We start from the raw sequence: 22009 nt of genomic DNA on the forward strand, positions 1-22009 counted from the left end.
CGTCCGCGTTGTGAAGGGTTCGGGTCGGTTTCGTACAGGAAGAACCGACCGCAACCCTTCGAGACGGGGACGGGGCTCAGCCCTGCTGGGCGTCGGCGGGCGCGTCGTACGGGATCCGGACCGTGAAGCGCGTGTCGCCCGGCTCGGACCGCACCTGCAGGTCGCCGTGGTGCTTCTTGACGACGATCCGCCACGAGATGTCGAGTCCGAGGCCCGTCCCCTCGCCGACCGCCTTCGTCGTGAAGAACGGCTCGAAGATCCGGTCGCGGATCTCGGGGTCGATCCCGGGGCCGGTGTCGGCGACCTCGACCTCGCACCAGTCCTCGACGCGGCGCGTGGAGATCGTGAGCGTGCCTGTGCCCTCCATCGCCTGGACCGCGTTGACGATGAGGTTGGTCCAGACCTGGTTCATCTCCGCCGCGTACATCGGCACCGGGGCGATGCTCCGGTCGTAGTCCTTCACGACCTTCAGCCCTGTGAGCTTCTTCTGCAGCATGACCAGCGTCGCGTCGAGCAGCGTGTGCACGTCGGTCCGCACGAACGGAGCGCGGTCGAGCTGCGAGTACTGCTTGGCGGCGTCGACGAGCGTGGAGACCCGCGTGGTCGCGTCCTCGATCTCGGCCATCAGCTCCTCGGTCTCGAGGGTGTACGACAGCCAGTGCAACGCTCCACCGAGCGCGTCGGCGTCGACGCGCTCCTCGACGCTGCGCAGCCACTCCTCGTCGAGCCCGCTCTGCACGAGGACCGGCGCGACGTCCCACGCGTCGGTCAGGCCGTGCTCGTCGAGCCAGTCGGCGACGCCGTCCTCGCGGTCGGCCGCCTCGAGGGCGCTGACCGGCTCCTGCTGGACGGCCTTCGCGCGCCGCTCGAGCGCCTCGTCCTGGAGGCGCATCAGGGCGGCGATGGTCGCGCGGTCGTACGGGCCCTCGGCGATGAACGCGAGCTTGCGCCGCATCGCCGCGACCCGCTCCCGCAGCGTCGACGTCGCCCTCACCGCGGCCGACGCCGGGTTGTTGAGCTCGTGGGTGAGTCCGGCCGACAGCTGCCCGAGGGCCTGCAGGCGCTCGCGCTGGCCGATCGCCGCCTGCGTGTTCTGCTGGCCGAAGAACAGCCCCTCGAGCAGGTGCACCGCCATCGGGAACCACTCGTGCATGAGCGTCGAGAAGTCGGCCGCGTCGAGCACGAAGAACCGCGACGGGGCGAGCACGCGGGTCGACCCGCCGTACCCTTGCGGTGCCCGGTCACCGAGGTACGACGACCAGGCGCCGGTGTAGACCCCCGGCTGCGTCGTACGGCTGACCTCGACGTCGTCCCCGCCGACCGTGCGGAAGAGGGCGAGCGAGCCCTCGAGCATCACGTAGAAGCAGGTCGCCGGGTCGCCCTCGCGGATCAGCCACCCGGGCTCGACGTGCTCCACGTGCCCGTGCTCGCACAACCACGTGAGCTGCCGGTCGTCGAGGTGCTCGAAGAGGAACATCGTCCGCAGCTCGGCGATGTCGCACGGCAGGTGCTCGGGCGTCGTCACAGCTGCTCCAGGTATCGGTGCACCAGCATCACGGCCATCGCTCCTTCTCCGACAGCGGAGGCGACACGCTTGGCCGACTCCGCACGCACGTCGCCGGCGGCGAAGATGCCGGGGACGCTGCTCTCGAGGTGGTACGGCATACGGTCCAGCGTCCATCCCGGCGGACGCGCCCCGTCGGCGACGAGGTCCGGCCCGGTCGGGACGAATCCGTGCGCGTCCCGCACGACCACGCCGTCGAGCCACTCGGTCCGCGGCACCGCACCGATGAAGACGAACGCCCAGCCGCAGGGGACGGTCGTGGTCTCCCCCGACTTCACGTCGCGCAGCACGAGGCCCTCGAGGTGCCCGTCGCCGCAGCCTTCGGCGACCTCGGTGGAGGTCATCACGCGGATCTTGGGGTGCGCCTCGACCTGCTCGATCAGGTAGGCCGACATCGACTGCGTCAGCGCCTGGCCGCGGACGAGGATCGTGACGCTGCGCGCCTCCCGGGCCAGCGCGATCGCGGCCTGTCCGGCGGAGTTGGCGCCGCCGACGACGTACACGTCCTGGTCGGCGCACGCGGCCACGTTGGTGAGCGCGGAGCCGTAGTAGAGCCCGCGGCCGGTCATGTCGTCGAGCCGGGGACCGTCGAGGCGCCGGTAAGAGACGCCACCGGCGAGGATCACGGTCTGGGCGTCGAGGGTGCTCCCGTCGGCGAAGCGGACGCTGCGCGCCGGCCCGTTGACCTCGAGCCCCACCGCGTCGCGGGTCGTCACGATCTCGGCACCGAACTTGAGCGCCTGGCGTCGGGCGCGGTCCGCGAGCTGCGCACCGGAGACGCCGTCGGGGAAGCCGAGGTAGTTCTCGATCCGCGAGCTCTGCCCGGCCTGCCCGCCGGTCGCGGTGCGCTCGACGAGCACGGTCCGCAGCCCCTCCGACGCGCCGTACAGCGCGGCGCTGAGACCCGCCGGCCCGCCGCCGACCACGACGAGGTCGTAGAAGTCGGAGCTCGGCTGCGTCACGAGTCCGACCCGGTCCGCGAGCTCGGCGTCGCTCGGCGCCTGGAGCACGTCGCCGCCCGGCGTCACGACCACCGGCAGCTCCGGGCTCTCGAGCTTCGCGGCGGTGACGAGCGCACGCCCCTCGGTCGAGTCGGACGCGAACCACCGGTACGGGACCTGGTTGCGCGCGAGGAACTCCCGGACCTCCGACGAGCGTGCCGACCAGCGGTGGCCGACGAGCTTCGTCTCCCCGACCGGGTGCCGCTCGGTGCGCGACCACGCGTCGAGCTGGTCGTCGATCACGGGGTAGAGCTTCTCGTCCGGCGGGTCCCACGGCTTCAGCAGGTAGTAGTCGAGGTCGACCAGGTTGATCGCGTCGATCGCGGCCTCGGTGTCGGCGTACGCGGTGACGAGCACGCGGCGCGCAGCCGGGAACAGGTCCATGGCCTGCTCGAGGAACTCGATCCCCGTCATCCGCGGCATCCGGTGGTCGGCGAGGAGAACCGCCACCTCCTCGCCGCGCAGCTTGAGCTCGCGCAGCGCCTCGAGCGCCTGGTCGCCGGACTCCGCACGGACGATCCGGTACGACGAGCCGTACCGCCGGCGCAGGTCGCGGGCGATCGACCGCGAGACCGCAGGGTCGTCGTCCACGGTGAGGAGGGCGACGCGCTTCTCGGCTCGTCCGGTCGAGGAGGTCTCGGTCATGCACGTCCTTCGCGTGTCGGACGTCGATCGGGCGCCCGACGTCGTGAGGTCCATCCTCCCCCCACCCTGGTGACGGGTCCACCGAAAGGCCTCAACCGGCGTCGTCCTCCTCGGGCGTCGCCTTCAGCTCGAGGCTGATCTGGTCGGCGTCCAGCACCGCGAGCTCCTCCGACAGCGCCGCCGAGCTGTACGTCCCCAGCGACCGCGCTCTCAGCAGCGCCTCGCGCTCGGCCTCGATGATCCGCAGCTGGAGCTCGCGCACCTGCGCACGGATGCGCTCGGACTCCGCCGCCTCCTCCTCGTCGCTGACGGCGGCGCGGAGCAGCACCGACCGGGTGCGGGCGATGACCTCCTCGTCGTACGGCGACCCGTCCGCCGCCCGCAGGTCCGGGTCGTCGACGACCTCGGCCGCGGCCTCGGCGAGCTCCCCGCGGAGCTGGGCGGCCTCCGCCTCCCGCGCCTCGGTGTCGTCGCCCTCGAGCCCGAGCATGCGGACGACCCACGGGAGCGTGCCTCCCTGGATCAGCAGGGTGCCCGCGGCCACGACGAACGCGACCAGGACCAGGAACGAGCGCTCGGGGGTGTCGTGCGGGAGCGACTGCGCCGCTGCAAGCGTGACGACGCCGCGCATGCCCGCCCAGACGAGCACGACGCCTTCGCGCCAGCCGAGCGGGACGGCCATGATGTAGTCGACGTCGGCCAGCGCCCGCCCGATGCGCCGGCGTGCATGCTGCTCGCGGACCTCTTGACGACGCTGCTCGCCGTCGGCCTCGTCGCGGCGCCGGGATCGCCGGCGGCTGTCGTTCCGCGCGCCGAGCCGGCCGCTGTCCAGCCGCTCCTGGAAGTCCTGGACGCGCTCGCGGAACTCGGGCGCCCTCCGTCGGCGGTTGCGCGCGGAGATCAGGATCGGCAGCACGTACGCCGCGCGGATCGCGAGGATGATCGCGCCGGCGGCGATCCCGATGAGCACGGCGTCGACCGTGCTGTCGTGCGCCTCGCGGACGTCCTCGAGCACGCCGTACAGCTCCAGCCCCATCAGCAGGAACACGCCGCCTTCGAGCAGCAGCTCGATCGTGCGCCAGTTCGACGACTCGTAGAGGCGGTCCTGGGGACGCAGGTACTTCGGCGCGCCCTGTCCGGTCACGAGCCCGGCGGTCACGGCGGCCACGAGCCCGGAGGCGCCGACGTGCTCGGCCGGGACGTACGCGACGAACGGGACGACGAACGAGATCGCGGTGTTGAGCGGCGCCTCCGTGATGCGGGCGCGTACGACGAGGTTGAGGCGACCGACGACCATGCCGACGACCACGGCGGCGGCGACCGCCCATACGAAGTCGCCCGCCACGCCCCACAGCGACACCGACGCGGCCGTGGCGGCGACGGCGGACCGCAGCAGCACCAGCGCGGACGCGTCGTTCAGGAGGCTCTCACCCTCCAGCACGGTGACGACCCGGGGCGACACCCCGAGCCGTCGGACGATCGAGGTGGCGACCGCGTCGGTCGGACTCACGATGGCCCCGAGGGCGATGCCGGTCGACAGCTCGATCCCCGGGATCACGGCGCGGAAGAACAGCCCCAGCACCAGCGCGCTGAGGATGACCAGGAGCACCGACAGCCCGGAGATCGTCCGGAAGTCGCGCCGGAAGTCCATCGCCGGCATCGACACCGCCGTCGAGTAGAGCAGCGGCGGCAGCACGCCGGCGAGCAGGATCTCGGGCTCGACCTCGATCGCCGACACCGCGGGCAGGAGGCTCACCCCGACACCGACCAGGACGAGCAGCAGCGGCGCGGCGACACCGACACGGGGGGCGAGCACGGAGACGGCGACGATGCACACGATCCCCGCGATCCCGACGAGCAGGTAGTCCACGCGCGCTCCTTCCGGCCACGGTCCGCGCGACCCCGGCCAGCCCATCATGCCCCCGCCCGCGAGCGCCGACCCGCGACGCGGACGGGCCACCCAGTGTTCATCCGGCGTTCGTGCAGGCGTGGGTGCGCGGTCGGGCGTGGTTCCTAGCGTGCCGCGTGAACGAGATCTCACGACACCAGGAGTCACCGTGCCCCGCTTGCTCCCCCTGCTCGGATCGACACCGTCCGGCTCGCCCTGCGCGTCGGGTCGGTCGGCGCTGACCTGCCGCATGCGTTGCGGCGACGCGTGCGCCCACGACGAGCCCAACACCTCCGACAACGAGTACTTCGGCGACGTCGCGACCGCGATGTCGCGCCGCGGGCTCCTGCGCGCCGGCGCCGTCGTCTCCGTGGCGAGCGTCGCGGTCGGCGCCTCGCTCGGCACGGCGGGCGCCGCGGCCGCCGCACCGGCGGCCGTCGCCGCGAAGGGCCGCCCCGGCGGGAACGGGTCCGGATCGGGCCGCACCCTGGACTTCGTCCCCGTCGAGCCGAACACCCTCGACCAGGTGACCGTGCCTCCGGGCTACGCCCAGGGCGTCGTCATGGCGTGGGGCGACCCGATCTTCAAGGGCGTCCCCGAGTTCGACGTGAACAAGCAGACCGCTGCCGCGCAGCGCAAGCAGTTCGGGTTCAACAACGACTTCCTCGGCCTGCTCCCGCTCGGTCGCGGCCAGTACCTCATGGTCGTGAACCACGAGTACACGACCGAGCAGATGATGCACCCCGCGTACGACGCGGCGAACCCGACCCGCGAGCAGGTCGAGATCGGCTGGGCCGCTCACGGTCTGAGCGTCGTGGTCGTCGAGGAGCAGCGCGGCTCCGGCGCCCTGAAGCCGGTCGTCGGCCACCGGCTCAACCGCCGCCTGCACACGCAGAGCGCGTTCGAGCTGACCGGACCTGTCGCCGGCCACGCGCTGGTGCGGACGAAGGCCGACCCGGCCGGCAGGACGGCCCTCGGCACGCTCAACAACTGCGCCGGCGGCCTCACGCCGTGGGGCACGTGGCTGACCGCGGAGGAGAACTTCAACCAGTACTTCGCCAACGGGTCCTCGGTCACCGACCCGACCACGCTCGCGCGGCTCAAGCGGTACGGCGCCGCCTCCGGGGCGACCGAGCGCAAGTGGGAGCGCTTCGACGACCGGTTCGACCTGACGAAGGAGCCGAACGAGATCAACCGCTTCGGCTGGATCGTCGAGGTCGACCCGTACGACCCCACGTCGACGCCGAAGAAGCGCACCGCGCTCGGCCGGTTCAAGCACGAGGCGGCCGGACCGGCGATCACCGACGACGGCCGCGTCGCGATGTACATGGGCGACGACGAGCGCTTCGACTACCTCTACAAGTTCGTCTCCGACGGCAAGGTCGCCCGGGGCGACGACGCGAACGCGCGCCGCCGCAACCGCGACCTCCTGGACAGCGGCACGCTGTACGTCGCACGGTTCCTCGGCAACTCGTCGCTGGCCGAGATCGACGGCACCGGCGCGCTGCCGAGCGACGGGGCGTTCGACGGTGCCGGCGTGTGGGTCCCGCTGGTCAGCGGCACCACCTCGTACGTCAAGGGCATGACCGCGGAGGAGGTGCTCCTGTTCACGCGGCAGGCCGCGGACATCGTGGGTGCCACGAAGATGGACCGCCCCGAGGACGTGGAGCCCAGCCCGAAGACGGGCAAGGTGTACGTCGCGCTGACCAACAACACCAACCGTGGCGCTGCCGGTCAGGCGGCCGCGGACGAGGCGAACCCGCGCAACGCCAACAAGCACGGCCACGTCCTCGAGCTGACCGAGCTGGGCGACGACGCCGCCGCGACGTCGTTCACCTGGAACCTGCTGCTGGTGTGCGGCGACCCCAACGACCCGAACACCTACTGGGGCGGCTTCGACCCGCGTCGGGTGTCGCCGATCTCCTGCCCCGACAACGTCGCGTTCGACCCGGAGGGCAACCTCTGGATCTCGACCGACGGCAACGCGCTCGGGACGCACGACGGCCTGTTCGCGGTCCCGCTCTCGGGCGAGAAGCGCGGCCAGGTCAAGCAGTTCCTGACGGTCCCGGTCGGCGCCGAGACCTGCGGGCCGTGGATCGACGAGGACCGGGTGATGGTGTGCGTCCAGCACCCGGGTGAGAAGAACGGTGCGAGCGTCGAGAACCCGGCGTCGCAGTGGCCCGACGGCCCCGGGTCAGTGCCGCGCCCGGGTGTCGTGGCGGTCTGGCCGAAGCGCCGCTGACCGGCGCGCCAGCTCACGACACCCCTCCGAGGACGCCTGTCCGGTGCCATCCACCGGGCAGGCGTCGTCACGTCCGGGCTCAGGCGACGCCGACGAGCGCGACGCTGAGCGCAAACCCGGCGACCACCGGGAAGGCGCACAGGACGCCGAGGCGTGTGTACGAGGTCGGGACGAGGTGGGCCACGATCGTCGAGAGGACGACGCCGCCGGCGAGCGCGAGGAAGACCGCGACGAGGTTGCCCGCGGCGGACGACACGACCAGGTGCGCGATCACGGCGACCACGCCGCCGTACCCCATCAGCGCGATCCACGTCTCCATCACCCTGCGGCGGGTGGCCCCCTCCGCCCTCATCGTCGCCGTCCCCACGATCGCCTCGGGGACGCCGCAGAGGAAGACGGCGACGATCACGGCGAGGCTCAGGCCGTGCCCGAGCGCGCCGACGATGATGATCACCTCCGACGCGACCGAGAGCAGCAGCGTGGCGAACCGGTGCCGGAGCACGGGGACTCCCGTCACGGCGTCGGCGAACGCCTGACGGAGGCCGCCCCGGCCGACGAAGATGCTCGCCGCGAGGACCGCGCCCGCGAGCAGGCCCGCCGCGACGACGAACGGGCGGCCGGCGTGCGCCCCCGCCTCGTCGATCAGCTCGTACGCCACCGCGCCGATCAGCGCCCCCGCACCCACTCCGGCGCCGAGCGCGATCCACGACGGGCGCGGAGGGCGTACCAGCGCGATCGCACCGCCGAGGACGAACGACGAGGACGCGACCAGTCCCCACACCACCGCAGCGAGCATGGGGAGACGGTCCCACAGGTCCCGTCACCGCGCGTCTCGGTTCTCCGCGCGTCTCAGCCGGTGGCGAGGAGGGCGGGAAGGACGTGCCGCCGCAGCAGCGGCGCCAGCGTCGTACGGTCGCCGCCGCGGAGGTCGAGCCAGCGCAGCTCGGCGATCTCCGCCGCGGCCACCGGTGCCCCGTCCTCGGGCATCGCGGCCCTCCACACGGTCGCGTCGACGAGCGTGTCCGGCTCGTTCGCCGCGCGCTCGCGGAAGCGGCCGAGCACCGTACCCGGGGTCGCCAGGACGACGCCGATCTCCTCGACGACCTCCCGAACCGCCGCCTCGGCGACGCTCTCGCCCGGGTCGACCTTGCCGCCGGGCAGCTGGAAGAAGTGCGACCCGTGCTTGCGGACGGTGAGCAGGCGCCGTTCCCGGACGAAGCACACCGCGGCGATGGTCAGGACGGACGGCGTCGTCGAGGGCTGGGGCACGTCGTCAGGCTAGCCAGAGGTCGGGCGACCCCCTACCAAAGGCGCGCGGCACGTGGCCCTCCGGCCGATGTGTGCACCTGCGCCCGGCGACGAGGCTGGCGGCATGACCCTCGCGCTGGCCGGCTTCCTTCTCGTGATGGCGCTCGTCGACAGCACCAGCATCGGCACGCTCGTCATCCCGGTGTGGCTGGTGCTGGCGACCCGGCGGAGCCACCTCGGCAGGGTCGTGATCTATCTCGTCGCGATCGCGCTGTTCTACCTCGTGCTCGGGATCGCCCTCGCCGCCGGCGCCCGGGCCCTGCTTCCCGAGCTCGGCGACACGCTCGCGTCGACCCCCGGCTCCGTCGTCCTCGTCGTCCTCGGCGTCGGGCTGTTCTGGCTGAGCTACCGCATCGACCCCAAGGCGCGGGCCAAGCGGGGGCAGGACCCTGCCGAGTCGTCGCGACGCTGGCACGCCCGGATCGTGCGCGCCCTCTCCACACCGGGCGGGCTCGTCGGGCTCGCCCTTCTCGCGGGGCTCGTCGAGGCGGCGACGATGGTGCCGTACCTCGCCGCGATCGGCGCGATGTCGGCGGCCGACCTCGGCGCCGCGGTGACGGTCGCGACGCTGGCGGTCTACTGCGTCGTCATGATCCTGCCCGCGCTCGTGGTCCTCGCGCTGCGGGTCGTCGCCTCGCACTGGGTCGAGCGCCCCCTCGAGCGGCTGGGCGCCTGGGCGGAGCGCAGCGCCGGATCGGCCACGGCGTGGGCGGTCGGGATCGTGGGCGTGCTGCTGGCCCTCCAGGGAGTCGGCGGCCTGCTCTGACGCGGTCCCGCCCCCTGTGAGCGGCCTCACGCTGCCTTCTGCTAGCACCCGCTTGCAATTGCAAGCAGCACGGCCGACACTGAAGGTGTTCCCACCGCACGGCGGGGACCCGTCAGACCGAGGGGAAACCATGGCAATCAAGGATCAGATCACGAGCCCGACCCCGCTGTACGCGGTCGTCGGCGCCGGCGACATCGTCGTCGAGAAGGTACGCGCGTCCGTCCCGTCGTCGGAGGACGTCGACGGCGTCCTCAGCGACATCAAGGGGCTGCCCGAGCAGCTCAAGACCGTTCCCGAGCAGCTGAAGGCCCTGCCCGAGCAGCTCAAGGTGCTCCCGGAGAAGGCCCAGGCTGCGGCGCTCGAGGCGCTCAAGGACCTCGAGACGACCTACGCCGGCCTCGCGCAGCGTGGCGAGTCGCTCGTCGGCCGCATCCGCAAGCAGCAGGCGACCGCTGATCTCGAGGAGGCCGTCAAGGCCACAGAGACGAAGGTCAAGGCGGCCACCACCACCGCCAAGAAGTCCGCGAAGTCGACGAAGACTGCCGCGAAGGGCGCCGCGACGTCGGCCCGCAAGACCGCGACCGCGGCGAAGAAGGCCGCGAAGTCGGCAGCCGACAAGGTCGGCGACTGATCACGGCCGACTGATCCGGACGGGCGCGGGACCTCGGTCCCGCGCCCGTCGTCGTCCTAGCGCAGACGCGCGACGACGTTCACGATGCGCTCGCCGCCGTCGCGCTCCGGACGAGCCTCCTGCCACTGCACGACTGATCCCGCACCCTCGATGCCGTAGAGGCCGGAGGCGTTGCCGATGGCCCAGCGCTCTCCCGTCCTCCGGTCGTACAGGTAGCCGCCGAGCTCGTCGGAGGAGTTTCCGGAGCCCTCCGCCCAGGCGACGAGCCGCTCGGTCATCGCGGGGTAGCCGAACCTCTCGTGCGGTGCTCCGCGGAAGACCGTCTCCTGGCCGGAAGCCTGGTCGCGGACGACGATCGAGGTGCCCTGCGAGCCGTCAAGAGTCCAGGCGACACCGCGCTTGCTCGCGCTGAGGCCAGACGGGGCGGCTTCGCGCAGCTTCATGGTCCTGACGACGCGTACGTCCCCCGTCGGGAGGTCGTGGCGCACGACCTGCATCGACGGGCTCCTTCCCGCACCGGCGAAACGCCGGGTACGGATCGCGTAGAGGGCGTCCCCCGCGACGTCGGGGAAGGCTGCGTTCTCGACGTAGACCTCCGGGACGCATGCGCTGATCCGGCACCCCATCACGTCGACCGTCTCCTTGCCGACGGTTCCGCCGGCCTGGGCCCAGAAGACGTAGCCCTCGTGGATCTGCGGCTCCGTGTAGCCAGGCAGCGCGGGCGGCACCCGGCCGTCGAGCTCGGGAGCTCGCGCGAGCTCCCGCACGCCGCCCGTGCTGCGGTCGTAGGCGTAGAGCACCCACGGAGCGACCCCGAGCTCGACAGCCGCGTCGCCCATCCAGACGACGTGGCGATCGTCGAACTCGGCACCCGCGATCTGCTCGTTCTTCTTCCGCTCGGGCGGACGGATCGTCGTCGTACGCCCGTCCGGCTCCCGCAGCACCAACCAGCTCGGCCCGATCTCGTCCAGCGGTCCTTCGATCGACTGACGCGACCTGGTCAACAGGAGCGTGCCGTCCTCACCGACTGCGGCGACGCCCGTGAGGAGGTCGTCGCCGCGAAGGTGCCGGACTCGCGTCACGACGTCGTAGGCCCCGGCGGGAAGATCCGCGACGGTCGGCTCCTGCGGAGCCGTGGCCGAGGGGCGGGCGCTCGGCCACGACCGCGTCTCGGACGGGCCGGGCGTCGTGGCCACGGCCTCCGGTGGATCGTCCCCGCCGCACCCTCCGAGCAGGAGCACGGCGACCGCGGCGGCGGCGTACAGGGTCGAGCGCGGCATGACGGTCCCTTCGGCGGCGGAGCGGAGTCCGTCGGCCGAGGGGGAGCCGAAGGGTGGCAGCACGCTAGCGGCGCCGACGAGGCGCGGGCAAGCGTTCCTCCCGGTCGGCGTTCGCCGTAGCCTGGCGCCCATGGAGCAGCCCGAGGACGCCACGCGGCGGATGCGCGTGTCCGACGCCGACCGTGAGCACGTCGCCGAGATCCTCCGCGCCGCGGCGGGCGACGGCCGGATCGACGTCGACGAGCTCGACGAGCGGCTCGGGGCGGCGTACCGCGCCAAGACCGTCGGAGACCTCGTCCCGCTGACCGAGGACCTCACCGCCACGCCCGCGCTGCCCGGCGCCACACCGGCACGCCGCACCAACCCGGTCGTCCCCACCGGCGAGCCGACCCGCGAGTCCGGCGTCGCGATCATGAGCGGGTACGAGCGCAAGGGCGACTGGCTCGTCCCGCAGCAGCTCACGGTCACCGCCGTGATGGGCGGCGCCCACATCGACACGCGGCGCGCCCGGTTCAGCGCACCCGAGGTCGTCATCACCGTCAACGCGGTGATGGGCGGTGCAGAGATCGTGGTGAGCCCGCAGACGCGCGTCGTCATGGAGGGCGTCGGGATCATGGGCGGCTTCGGCGGGCCCAGCGACGACAGCGAGGTCACCGCGGACTCGCCGACCGTCCGCGTCCGCGGCTTCGCCTTCTGGGGCGGCGTCGGCGTCACACGGAAGCCCTGACGCTGACCCGGACGCGGAGCCCGGACGCGGAGCCCGGACGCGGAGCCCGGACGCGACGGCCCTCCGTTAACCGGTTGACCCTCCGTGGCATGCTTGAGGGGCGATGAAGAACTGACACCGATCCCGCTCGCGTCCGCGGCCTCCGCCCGGCGAGCCCCTCCGGACCCCCACGAGGTTCCTCGGTGTCTTCTCCGCTCTCCCCCTCCAGCACCTCCCGCACGTCCGCGACCCCCGCGAGCGCCACGACGCGCGCCCTCGTCGCGCGCGGCATCTCCGTCGCGTACGGCCTGCGTCCCGTCCTCGACGACCTCGACGTCACCGCCTCCCCCGGCGAGCGGCTCGGCCTGGTCGGCGAGAACGGCGTCGGCAAGTCGACGCTGCTGCGCGTGCTCGCCGGCCTCCAGGCGCCCGACGACGGCACGGTGACCCGGCCGGCCCACGTGACGTACCTGGGCCAGGTCCCCGACCTCCCGCACGACGGCACGGTGCGCGACGCGATCGACGGCGCGCTCGCCGAGTTCCGCACCCTCGAGGAGGAGATGCGCAGTCTCGAGCAGGCGATGGCCGACGGCGACGCCGAGGCGCTCGAGTCGTACGGCGACGTCCTCGACGCGTACGAGCGGCGCGACGGCTGGTCGGCCGACGCGCGCGCGGCGCGAGCGATCGCGGGCCTCGGGCTCGGCGACCTCTCGGACGACCGGGCGCTCGCGACGCTGTCCGGCGGGCAGCGGTCGCGCCTCGCGCTCGCCCTCGCCCTGGTGACGTCGGCAGAGCTCATCCTCCTCGACGAGCCGACCAACCACCTCGACGACGCCGCGGTGGACTACCTCGAGCGGGCGCTGAAGGAGCAGCGCGGCGCCGTGGTCGTGGTGTCGCACGACCGGGCGTTCCTCGACGCGAGCTGTACGGCGATCCTCGACCTCGACCCGACGCTGCACGTGGCACCGGACGGCACGACCTCCACGGGACCCGCGCGCTACACCGGCGACTACACCGCGTACCTCGACGCGAAGGCGTCGGCCCGCGTGCGCTGGGCCCAGGCACGGACCGCGTGGGAGGACGCGTACGACGAGGCCAAGGCGGTGCTCGACAGCGGCAGCCGGCAGGTCGGGCACCAGGGCTACCGGCCGCCGCGCGACAACGACAAGTTCATCGGGCACTTCCTCGGCGAGCGCAAGGACGCGGCCGTGTCGCGCCGGGTCCGAGACGCGGAGACCCGGCTCGCCCGCCTCGAGGAGAACCCGGTCCCGCCACCGCCGGAGAAGCGCGCGTTCGCGGGCCTCGCGACGGGTGGTGCGGCCGACGGCGTCCTGGTCTCCGCGCGTGACATCACGGTGACGGGACGCCTGCGTCTCGACGCGCTCGACGTCACCGCCGACACGCGCCTGCTCGTCGTCGGGCCCAACGGCGCCGGCAAGTCCACGCTGCTGGGCGTCCTGGCCGGGTCGATCGAGCCCGACACCGGGGCCGTACGCCGTCAGCGGCGGCTGCGGATCGGCTACCTGCCGCAGGAGGACCGGTTCGCCGATCCTGGCGCGAGCGCGCTGGCCGTCTTCGCCGACGGGCGGGAGGGTCCGGCCGAGGAGTGGCGCGGTGCGTTGCGGAGGACCGGGCTGCTCCACCCGCGGGACCTCGACAAGGCGGTGGGGGACCTGTCGATCGGCCAGCAGCGCCGTCTGTCGCTGGCGCGGGTCGTCAGTGCCGCGCCGCAGCTCCTTCTGCTCGACGAGCCCACCAACCACCTCTCGGTCGCGCTCGTCGAGGAGCTCCAGGAGGCGCTCGGCACCTCGCGTGTCCCGGTCGTGCTGGTCACGCACGACCGGTGGTGGCGTCGGCAGTGGGACGGGGAGACGCTCGCGCTCACGGCGACGTGACCGACGGTACGAGGCGCCGGTTCCGTGCACCGAGCGCCGGGTATTCGCGTCGCTCGGTGCACGAAAGCGGAGCCGTCTGGAGGCCCGCCGGCATCCTCACGGCGACGTGACCGACCTCCGCCGTACCCGGGAGACCAGGTCGCGGGGTTCGTCGACCCACAGGCTGATGCGGTCGACGAGCCGCTCGCCCTCGCGCGTCGCCAGGGCGAACGGCGCACGGAGCTCCAGCGTGACGTTCACGCGCCCGGAGACCGTGACGGCCGCCTCGACGCCCTCGTCGGACTCGACCACCTGAAGGGTCCGGATCGTCGACGGGAAGTCGTGGTCGTGCATCCCCGCGGTCGCCACGACGTCCCACGGCACGACGAGGTCGACCAGGGCCGAGTTGCGGATCCGGATGCCCTCGTCCGTGACGAGGTGCGGGTAGACGTGCAGGCTCGCGAGGAACCCGATCATCCACACGAGTCCCCACACGCCGAGCACGAGCAGCGTGAGCCGGATCCCCTCCCACGGCACGAGCACGTGGATGAGCGGCACCTCCGCGGCGGAGGCGAAGATCCACAGGCCCATCATCGGCGTCACCATGCGGGCGTACCCGTACGGCGTCGCGCCGGGTCCGCCGCGATCGGGGCGGCGGACCAGCCATCGGGCGAGGCTGACGTACAGGTTCTTCTCCAGGACGACGAGCCACCAGACCTGGCGGGCGAGGGTCCTCGGTCGCAGGTCAGCCATGGCGGGCCTCCTCCAGGAGCGTGCGGAGCCGGGCGACGACGTGGTCGAGGCCGGCGACCAGCGTGCGGAGCATCTCCGCGTCGACGTCGTCGAAGAGCTGCCCGGCGAGCGTCGTCTGGCCCTCCTGGAGGGAGGCGCAGGTCGCCTCACCCTTGTCGGTGAGGGACACGAGGAACGCGCGACGGTCCTCCGGATGCGGCTCGCGGACGACGAAGCCGGACTCGACGAGCGCGTCCACGAGCCCCGTGACGTTGCGAGGGCTCACGTCGAGGGCGTCGGCGAGCGCGCGCTGGGTGCTCGGCCCGCTCTGCGCGACCACCCACAGCAGGTGCGTGCGCGAGGGCGTGAGGCCGAGGTCGCCGAGCGCGGACGCCATGTCGTCACCGAGCAGGGTAGTGACCTCGAGGATCCGGTCCAGCGCGGTGACGGTGAGCGGGGTGTCCGACATATCGTGATGATACTTCACTATGTAGAAGCATCACAAATGCCCCTGGGGCGCCGGCCGTCGCTACTCTGTGGCTCCGAGCCGAGCGAGGAGCGCCAGGATGATCACCGAGGAGTCGACCGTCGTCGTCACCGGAGCAACCAGCGGCATCGGGCTCGAGACCGCCCGCGAGCTCGCCGGGATGACCCGCCGGCTGATCGTCCAGGGCCCGGAGTCGGCCGCCGAGGTGGACGGGGTCGTGCGCGACCTGGACGGCCGGAAGGCGACGGTCGTCTACGTGCCGTGCGACTTCATGCGGCTCGCCGACGTGGTCGAAGGCGCCCGCGCCATGGTCGCGGCCGCGGACGGGCAGGTCGACGCACTGATCAACAACGCGGGAGTCCCCGGGTCCCCGGCGCGTCGCCTCACCACCGACGGTCACGAACGGACCCTTCAGGTGAACCTCCTCGCCATGGTGCTCCTGACGGAGCAGCTGTTGCCCGCTCTCACCCGTGGGTCCCGCGTGGTCAACCTCGCGTCCGCCACCCATCGGATGACACGGCTCGACCTCGCCGACCTCGAGCTCGAGCACGGTTACGACCCGGTGCGCGCGTACGCGCGCTCCAAGCTGGCGATCATCCTGTACACCCGTTGGCTCGCCGCGCGCGTCGCGCCGCGTCGGATCCTTCCGGTGTGCCTGAGCCCGGGCGTGATCAGCACGTCGCTGCTGCACGCGATGTTCGGCACCGGCGGCGCAAGCCTGCGGCACGGGGCGCGCAACGTGCTCGCCGCACTCACGGACGAAGCGCAGGGTGGTGACTACTTCGACGACGGGCAGCTCGTCGCGCCGAGCCCCGAAGCGAGCGACGCAGCGCTCGGACAGGCCCTGATGGACAGCGTGTTCGACGCGCTTCGGCCTTTCCTGGCCGTCCCGGTGACGGAGTAGGCGTCACGGCAGCTCGGCCGTCAGCTCCTCGACCACGACCTGGCCGTCCGTGCGGCGGCGCAGCTCGAGCGTGCCGTCCAGGATGCACCGCTTCTTGCGCCGGTCGAGCCAGCGAAGCACTGCGTACGTCCCGGCCGGCACGGTCGTCGTCCCGGCGCGGCGGACGCCGACCATCACCACCGCGGAGCCCGACGCGTCGACGACGTCGACCCACACCGGCACGTCCACCGCGGGGTCCTCACCGTCGTACGCGATCGACCACGCCCACGCGAGGACGTCCGGCGTGGTCGGGCCGATGTGGAAGGGCAGCGAGGTCACGAGGGCGTAGCCGAGCTCCTCCTCGTCGCCGTCGCGGGCGTCGCAGACCTCGATCAGCCCGCGCGGCCGCTTGAGCTCCCGCGGTGTGCGGAGCAGCTGGAGGAGCGACTTCACGGTGCCGACGGTCGACCTGACCTCTGCCGCCAGCAGCGGTCGCCACAGCCGGTCGGGCGGAGTCCCTCGGCTCCAGGCTCCCCGCAGCAGGTCGACTATCGCAGCGACCGCCTCGTCGGACAGCTCCTCAGCGCCGACCGCCCGGTCGATCTCCGTACGCAGCACCGCGGGCGCCGCCTCGCCCGTCGCCGCCCGGTGCTCCCACGCGGCTCGGTACGCCGCCATCAAGCGCTCCGCAGTCGTCATCGTGCTCCTCGGGTCTCCGACCGGAGTATGACGCGAGACCCCGGAGTCCGTCCCGCAGACGGACGAAGGCGGCGCGCCAGATTCCTAGCGTGAGGGCATGCCGCACCACGACCCTTCCGCACCCGCACCCCTGATCGCCACGGACCTCGTCCAGACCTACGGCGACGGCGCGAACGCCACCCATGCCCTCACCGGCGTCAGCCTCACGGTCGCACCGGGCGAGTCCCTCGCGATCATGGGCCCGTCCGGGTCCGGCAAGACGACGCTGCTGCACTGCCTCGCCGGTGTGCTCGCGCCGACGGCGGGCTCCGTCCTGTGGCGCGGAGCAGACCTCGCCGCCCTCGGCGACCGACGTCGTACGGCGCTGCGTCGCACCGACTTCGGCTTCGTCTTCCAGTCCGGGCAGCTGCTGCCGGAGCTGCCGGCGGTCGAGAACGCGGCGCTGCCGCTGATGCTCGCGGGCACCTCGCGCAAGGAGGCCACCCGGGTCGCGGCCGCGTGGCTCGCGCACCTCGGCCTCGCGGGGATGGAGAACCGACGCCCCGGCGAGCTGTCGGGCGGTCAGGCGCAACGCGTGGCGATCGCCCGCGCCCTCGCCGGCGCACCGGGGGTCGTGTTCGCCGACGAACCGACCGGCGCGCTCGACCAGGCGACGGGGGCCGACGTGCTGAGCGTGCTCACCTCCGCGACCCGCGCGACGGGCGCTGCGCTGGTCGTCGTCACGCACGACGAGGCGGTCGCCCGGCACTGCTCGCGGATGGTGACGATGCGCGACGGGCGCATCACAGGGTCGTACGTCCACGAGGCCGTCGCTGCGGGCGAGGCCGGCCGATGAGCACGACGTTCTCCCTCTGGACGATGCTCCGCTCACGGAGCTCTCGCGGCCGCGACCCGCAGCGGCTCACGGAGGTGCTCGCCGTCATCGCCTTCGCGACGACGACCGCCGTGCTCCTCGTGGTGACCGGCGGCTTCCAGGCGTTCTGGGACCGTGCCGGTGGAGCCGACGGGATCCGCGCGGGACTCGAGGTGGCCGAGACGCCGTACGAGGTCCAGTACCCGTTCCTCGCCGGCATCGCGGTCCTCCTCATCCTGGTCCCGCTCGGCACGCTCGGCGCGGCGGCGGCACGCATGGCGGCCGCGCGCCGCGACGCGCGGCTCGCCGCGCTGCGCCTGTGCGGGGCGACGCGCAGCCAGGTCGCCGGGCTCACCGTCCTCGACGCGGCCGCGCAGGCGCTGGTGGGCGCGGTGATCGGCATCGCCGGGTACGCGCTGCTGGTGCCGGTGGTCGCACAGGTGCGGTTCCAGGACCGGACGTTCGGCCTCGGCGAGCTCTGGGTCGGGATCCCGGTCGTCCTCGGCGCGATCGTCGCCGTGGTCGTGGTCGCGGTCCTGTCGGCCGTGGCCAGCCTGCGCCGGGTGGCGATCACGCCGCTGGGCGTCGCGAACCGGGTGACGCCGCCGGGGATGCGGGCCGTGCGCGTCCTCGCGACTGTCGGCGCCGCGGCCGCCCTCGTCGTCGCGCCCCAGCTCACCGGTGGCTCGATCGGCATCGCGCTCGGCGTGATGGTCGGCCTGCTCCTGGTCACCTTCGCGACGATCAACCTGGTCGGCCCGTTCGTGATCTGGGTGGTCGGTCGCACGACCGCCGCGACGGCGCGGTCGGTCCCGACGCTGCTCGCCGGGCGACGGATCGCCGACTCCCCCAAGTCGGCGTGGCGGTCCGTCGGCGGTGTCGCGCTCGCGGCGTTCATCGCCGGGCTCACGGCGACGTTCTCGCTCCTCGACCCCGGGGACGGCACGCGTCCCGACGAGGCGGCCTTCATCGCCGACCTCAAGACCGGCGGCTTCCTCACCCTGGCGATCGCCGGCCTGCTCGCGGCCGTCTCGACCGGCGTGATGCAGGCGGGCCGGGTCATCGAGCAGCGCGACGAGCACCGTGCGCTCGTGCTCGCAGGGACCGACCACCGCACGCTGGACCGGGCGCGGATGCGCGAGACGCTCGTGCCCCTCGCCGTCAGCGTCGGCGTCGCGACGGTGACCGTGCTGATGGTGATGGTGCCGGTCGTCGGCCTGCAGCCGGCGTCCGACCCGGGCGTGCTCCTGCAGTACCTGCTCTGCGTCGCGGCGGCGTCGGGCCTCGTGCTGACCGGGGCAGCGGGCTCGCGAGCGGTGGCCCGGACGGTGGCCTAGGGGTCGATCTCCCCCGCCGCCGTCCCCGGCTCCCCCGTACGGGGGAGCCGCGCGGCGTCGTCCGTCACGAGGCTGAAGGAGTCCTGATCCCTCTCCCAGGAGGTCATCGTGCTCCACGATCTCGTGACCCGTGTCCGCTCACCGCTCCCGCTCGCGGTCATCTCGGCGCTCGCCACCGCGCTCGGCGCCTGGTGGCTCGTCGCACCCGAGGCGGACCCGTTCCGGCACTCGTCCGGCGCGGTCTCCCTCGTCGGGCTGCTGCCGGAGCGGGGGTCGGCAGCACTCCTCGCGCTCGCCGGGCTGCTCGGTCTCGCAATCGCCGCCGCTCTCGCGCGTCCGAGCGCCGCACCCGACGCGCGACGAAGGCTCCTCGTCCCCGCCTCCCTGGTGACGCTCGTGCTGGTCACCTTCTGCATGGACACCCAGCTCGTCTCGTTCGTCGGCTACCTCTGCGCCATGACGATCCCGCTGGTCGCGGTGGTCCTCGTCGTCTCCGCCCTGCGCCGCTCCACGGCGGCCCGGGTCACCGCCGTGGTCGCCGTCGCGCTGGTCGCGTGGTGGGGCGTCGCGTCGGGGTCGCTGGCGCCCGACGCGGTCGCCGAGATGGTCCGCGAGCTCGGCGGCGGCTTCGCCCGCGTCGGCGCGCGGCCCTGGCTCATCCTCGGGCTGGCGCTCGCCACGGCGCAGTGGCTCGCGGTCGTGCTCGCGCTGGCCGCGCCGTACACGGTCGCTCTGCGGCGCCCCTCCGCCCTCATCGACCGGGTGGTCTCCGTCGCGACGGTCGTCGCGGTCCTCGGTCCGCTCCCGTACGTCGCCGTCCGCGCGACGTGGCTGCTGCCCGAGGGGATGTTCACCGGCCCGATCTCCCCCGCAGACCTCGACCCGTCCATGCGGCTGTGGGGACTGATGCTCGGTGCCGCCGCCCTCGGGGGTTCGGTCCTCACGCTCGGTCTCGTCCGGCCGTGGGGGCGGGTCTTCCCGGCCTGGATGCCGTTCGTCGGTGGGCGGGACGTCCCCGTCGCGGCCGCCGCCGTGCCCGGGTACGCCGTCGCGTTCGTGCTGACCGCGTCCGCGCCGTCGATCGCGCTCCTGTCGTTCGAGCAGGCCGCCGACGGCGACACCGAGGCGCTCTGGATGCTGCTCCTGCTCCCGTTCTGGCTGTGGGGCCCGGCGCTCGCCGTCGCCGTCTGGGGGTACGTCCGCCGGCGCCGACTGGAGGACGGGACCGCACCGCGGCCGACACCGGTGCCGGGCAGGATGGCTGCATGAGCGTTCGGGTCGAGGCGAGGACCGTGCTGCTCCGCACGGTCTTCCTCCTCATCGGGGCGGCGCTGTTCCTGGCCTTCGGGCTGCTCGGGATCAGCGTCGCCGCGACGGGTCAGGAAGCCGCCAACCCCGCCGTCGCGGTGGGCGGCGCGATCCTCGTCGCGACCCTGCTCGTCGCGGTCTCGCTGTTCCCCGGGGTGCGCGACATGGAGGTCGCCGCAGCCCGCATCCTGCTCGAGCCGCCCGGCGAGCTGCTCGACCACCCGGCCGATCCGCGCGGCCACCGCTGGAGGACCACCTGGTTCGTCCTCGCCCACGTGCTGGCCGGCGGCGTCGCCGGGACCTCGCTCGTGGTCGGGATCCCGCTCGCCTTCTCGGAGCTCCGCTGGGCTCTGGGTGCTCTCGCCACGATGGGCGTCCTGGTCCTGGTCGTCGCCCTCGGTGCGGGTCTCGCGCGGCTGGCGGTCGTGTGCCTGGGGCCGACGGCTGCCGACCGGCTGGCGGTTGCCGAGCAGCGCATCGGACGCGAGCAGGCGCAGCGGGCGCTCGCCCGGGACCTGCACGACGGCATCGGCCACGCGCTGAGCGTCATCTCGCTGCAGGCCACCGCGGGTCGGCAGATGGTGGCGCGCGACCCGCAGCACGCGGAGGACTCGCTCGCGATCATCGCGGAGACGTCGCGCCGGGCGCTCGCCGAGCTGGACCACGCGCTCGGCGTCCTGCGGGACGAGCCCGGGCCGGCGGACCGCGCCCCGGTCCAGCACCTCGACGACGTCCCGGTCGTCGTCGCGTCCTACGTCGCGGGCGGGGCCGACGTCCGCACCACGCTCGCCGACCCGACCGGGGTGCCCGACCTCGTGTCGCGCGAGGCGTTCCGGATCGCCCAGGAGGGGCTGACCAACGCCTTCGAGCACGGCGACGGGCGCGCCATCCACCTCGAGACCCGCGTCGGGGACGCCGTCGTGGTGACGGTCCGCAACGGCGTACCGGACGATCCCCCCGCGCGGCGCGCTCCGCGCTCCGCCGGACGCGGACTGGACGGGCTGCGCGAACGCGTCGCGCTGCTCGGCGGGGAGCTCGACGTCCAGCAGGTCGGTCGTACGTGGGAGCTGGTGGCCCGGCTCCCGCTGCCCCTCGGTGACCGCCCGGGGGGAGCGCGGTGACCACGACGATCCGCGTCCTGCTCGTCGACGACGAGCCGCTCGTCCGTCGTGGCCTGCGGGCGATCCTCGAGAGCGACCCCGCCATCGAGGTCGTGGGCGAGGCCGGCGACGGTGCGGCCGCCCTCGCCTCCGCGCGCAGCCTCGCCCCGGACGTCGTGTGCATGGACGTCCGCATGCCCGGGGTCGACGGCATCCGCGCCACCGAGCTCGTGCTCGCGCTCGACCCGGCCCCGCGGGTGCTCGTCGTGACGACGTTCGAGAGCGACGACTACGTCTTCGACGCGCTCCGCGCGGGCGCCTCGGGCTTCCTTCTGAAGCGTGCCGACGCCGAGCAGGTGGTCGCCGCGGTGCGGGCGGTGGCCGCCGGCGAGAGCCTGCTGTTCCCCGAGTCCGTGCGACGGCTCGCCCTGCGCCACGGCCCGGCACGCACGACGTACGACGGTCCGGCGCTCACCCCGCGCGAGGCCGAGGTGCTCGCGCTGGTGGCGCGCGGGCTGTCCAACCCGGAGATCGCCGCGGAGCTCGTGCTCGGGGTGGAGACGGTCCGGACGCACGTCGCGAACGTCCTCGCGAAGCTCGGCGCGCGCGACCGGACGCAAGCGGTGGTCGTCGCGTACGAGACCGGGCTGGTGCCGGCGGGGCGGTAGGGGATCCGACCCGCTGCGCTCGCTCGACGGGACGGAA

At 73.2% G+C, this 22009-nt stretch carries 20 protein-coding genes; 11 read left to right on the top strand and 9 right to left on the bottom strand.

Going from position 1 to position 22009, the window contains the following annotated elements; translation table 11 throughout:
* Nucleotides 1-76 precede the first annotated feature (76 nt).
* The 3 genes from ACQSSQ_RS15655 to ACQSSQ_RS15665 all read right to left on the bottom strand — a co-directional run bounded on the left by ACQSSQ_RS15655 (nt 77) and on the right by ACQSSQ_RS15665 (nt 5080).
* Nucleotides 77-1525 (bottom strand): ATP-binding protein, encoded by a 1449-nt coding sequence (locus ACQSSQ_RS15655; RefSeq protein WP_431328041.1) that lies wholly within the window; start codon nt 1523-1525, stop codon nt 77-79.
* Nucleotides 1522-3210 (bottom strand): NAD(P)/FAD-dependent oxidoreductase, encoded by a 1689-nt coding sequence (locus ACQSSQ_RS15660; RefSeq protein ID WP_431328042.1) that lies wholly within the window; start codon nt 3208-3210, stop codon nt 1522-1524. Before ACQSSQ_RS15660 ends, ACQSSQ_RS15655 begins: the two co-directional genes overlap by 4 nt.
* Nucleotides 3211-3301: 91 nt before the next feature.
* Complete coding sequence (locus tag ACQSSQ_RS15665; RefSeq protein ID WP_431328043.1) at nt 3302-5080, bottom strand: cation:proton antiporter; 1779 nt, start codon at nt 5078-5080, stop codon at nt 3302-3304.
* Nucleotides 5081-5267: 187 nt separating this feature from the next.
* Between ACQSSQ_RS15665 and ACQSSQ_RS15670 the strand changes: the two genes are divergently transcribed.
* Nucleotides 5268-7340 (top strand): PhoX family protein, encoded by a 2073-nt coding sequence (locus ACQSSQ_RS15670; protein ID WP_431328044.1) that lies wholly within the window; start codon nt 5268-5270, stop codon nt 7338-7340.
* A 79-nt stretch (nt 7341-7419) separates the two neighbouring features.
* Here ACQSSQ_RS15670 and ACQSSQ_RS15675 read toward each other — a convergent pair whose 3' ends face one another.
* Nucleotides 7420-8136 (bottom strand): ZIP family metal transporter, encoded by a 717-nt coding sequence (locus ACQSSQ_RS15675; protein WP_431328045.1) that lies wholly within the window; start codon nt 8134-8136, stop codon nt 7420-7422.
* 53 nt (nt 8137-8189) lie between these two features.
* A complete protein-coding gene (locus ACQSSQ_RS15680; protein ID WP_431328046.1) occupies nt 8190-8609 on the bottom strand; it encodes an NUDIX hydrolase in 420 nt (139 codons plus the stop codon).
* A gap of 103 nt (nt 8610-8712) precedes the next feature.
* Between ACQSSQ_RS15680 and ACQSSQ_RS15685 the strand changes: the two genes are divergently transcribed.
* Nucleotides 8713-9414, top strand: coding sequence for a GAP family protein (locus tag ACQSSQ_RS15685; RefSeq protein WP_431328047.1), 702 nt, complete (start codon nt 8713-8715; stop codon nt 9412-9414).
* Between the two features lie 130 nt (nt 9415-9544).
* Nucleotides 9545-10045, top strand: a complete 501-nt coding sequence (locus ACQSSQ_RS15690) for a hypothetical protein (RefSeq protein WP_431328048.1) — start codon at nt 9545-9547, stop codon at nt 10043-10045.
* Nucleotides 10046-10101: 56 nt separating this feature from the next.
* On the opposite strand, the gene ACQSSQ_RS15695 is transcribed toward ACQSSQ_RS15690, so the two are convergent.
* Nucleotides 10102-11325 (bottom strand): hypothetical protein, encoded by a 1224-nt coding sequence (locus ACQSSQ_RS15695; protein ID WP_431328049.1) that lies wholly within the window; start codon nt 11323-11325, stop codon nt 10102-10104.
* A 130-nt stretch (nt 11326-11455) separates the two neighbouring features.
* Here ACQSSQ_RS15695 and ACQSSQ_RS15700 point away from each other — a divergent pair, with 130 nt between their 5' ends.
* Both ACQSSQ_RS15700 and ACQSSQ_RS15705 read left to right on the top strand, forming a co-directional pair.
* Nucleotides 11456-12052 (top strand): DUF1707 SHOCT-like domain-containing protein, encoded by a 597-nt coding sequence (locus ACQSSQ_RS15700; RefSeq protein WP_431328050.1) that lies wholly within the window; start codon nt 11456-11458, stop codon nt 12050-12052.
* A 182-nt stretch (nt 12053-12234) separates the two neighbouring features.
* The gene (locus tag ACQSSQ_RS15705; RefSeq protein WP_431328051.1) at nt 12235-13926 is read left to right on the top strand and encodes an ABC-F family ATP-binding cassette domain-containing protein; all 1692 of its coding nucleotides are present in this window, start codon (nt 12235-12237) and stop codon (nt 13924-13926) included.
* Between the two features lie 96 nt (nt 13927-14022).
* Here ACQSSQ_RS15705 and ACQSSQ_RS15710 read toward each other — a convergent pair whose 3' ends face one another.
* Entirely contained in the window at nt 14023-14658 is a 636-nt protein-coding gene (locus tag ACQSSQ_RS15710) for a hypothetical protein (protein ID WP_431328052.1), read from the bottom strand.
* The gene (locus tag ACQSSQ_RS15715; RefSeq protein WP_431328053.1) at nt 14651-15106 is read right to left on the bottom strand and encodes a MarR family winged helix-turn-helix transcriptional regulator; all 456 of its coding nucleotides are present in this window, start codon (nt 15104-15106) and stop codon (nt 14651-14653) included. Before ACQSSQ_RS15715 ends, ACQSSQ_RS15710 begins: the two co-directional genes overlap by 8 nt.
* Nucleotides 15107-15203: 97 nt before the next feature.
* On the opposite strand from ACQSSQ_RS15715, the gene ACQSSQ_RS15720 reads away from it, so the two are divergent.
* Nucleotides 15204-16028 carry an SDR family NAD(P)-dependent oxidoreductase gene (locus ACQSSQ_RS15720; protein ID WP_431328054.1) on the top strand — a complete coding sequence of 275 codons (825 nt, stop codon included), beginning with the start codon at nt 15204-15206 and terminating at the stop codon, nt 16026-16028.
* Nucleotides 16029-16031: 3 nt separating this feature from the next.
* Here ACQSSQ_RS15720 and ACQSSQ_RS15725 read toward each other — a convergent pair whose 3' ends face one another.
* Nucleotides 16032-16706: a hypothetical protein gene (locus tag ACQSSQ_RS15725; RefSeq protein ID WP_431328055.1), complete on the bottom strand. Its 675-nt coding sequence runs from the start codon at nt 16704-16706 to the stop codon at nt 16032-16034.
* 97 nt (nt 16707-16803) lie between these two features.
* On the opposite strand from ACQSSQ_RS15725, the gene ACQSSQ_RS15730 reads away from it, so the two are divergent.
* From ACQSSQ_RS15730 to ACQSSQ_RS15750, 5 genes are all read left to right on the top strand, one after another.
* Nucleotides 16804-17541, top strand: a complete 738-nt coding sequence (locus ACQSSQ_RS15730) for an ABC transporter ATP-binding protein (RefSeq protein WP_431328056.1) — start codon at nt 16804-16806, stop codon at nt 17539-17541.
* Entirely contained in the window at nt 17538-18896 is a 1359-nt protein-coding gene (locus tag ACQSSQ_RS15735) for an FtsX-like permease family protein (protein WP_431328057.1), read from the top strand. The genes ACQSSQ_RS15730 and ACQSSQ_RS15735 overlap by 4 nt, the downstream gene beginning before the upstream one ends.
* 108 nt (nt 18897-19004) lie before the next feature.
* A complete protein-coding gene (locus tag ACQSSQ_RS15740) occupies nt 19005-20165 on the top strand; it encodes a hypothetical protein (RefSeq protein ID WP_431328058.1) in 1161 nt (386 codons plus the stop codon).
* The gene (locus ACQSSQ_RS15745; protein ID WP_431328059.1) at nt 20162-21325 is read left to right on the top strand and encodes a sensor histidine kinase; all 1164 of its coding nucleotides are present in this window, start codon (nt 20162-20164) and stop codon (nt 21323-21325) included. The genes ACQSSQ_RS15740 and ACQSSQ_RS15745 overlap by 4 nt, the downstream gene beginning before the upstream one ends.
* Nucleotides 21322-21972, top strand: a complete 651-nt coding sequence (locus ACQSSQ_RS15750) for a response regulator transcription factor (RefSeq protein WP_431328060.1) — start codon at nt 21322-21324, stop codon at nt 21970-21972. The genes ACQSSQ_RS15745 and ACQSSQ_RS15750 overlap by 4 nt, the downstream gene beginning before the upstream one ends.
* Nucleotides 21973-22009 lie beyond the last annotated feature (37 nt).

The organism is Mumia spirodelae, from assembly GCF_050632745.1.
Lineage (GTDB): Bacteria > Actinomycetota > Actinomycetes > Propionibacteriales > Nocardioidaceae > Mumia.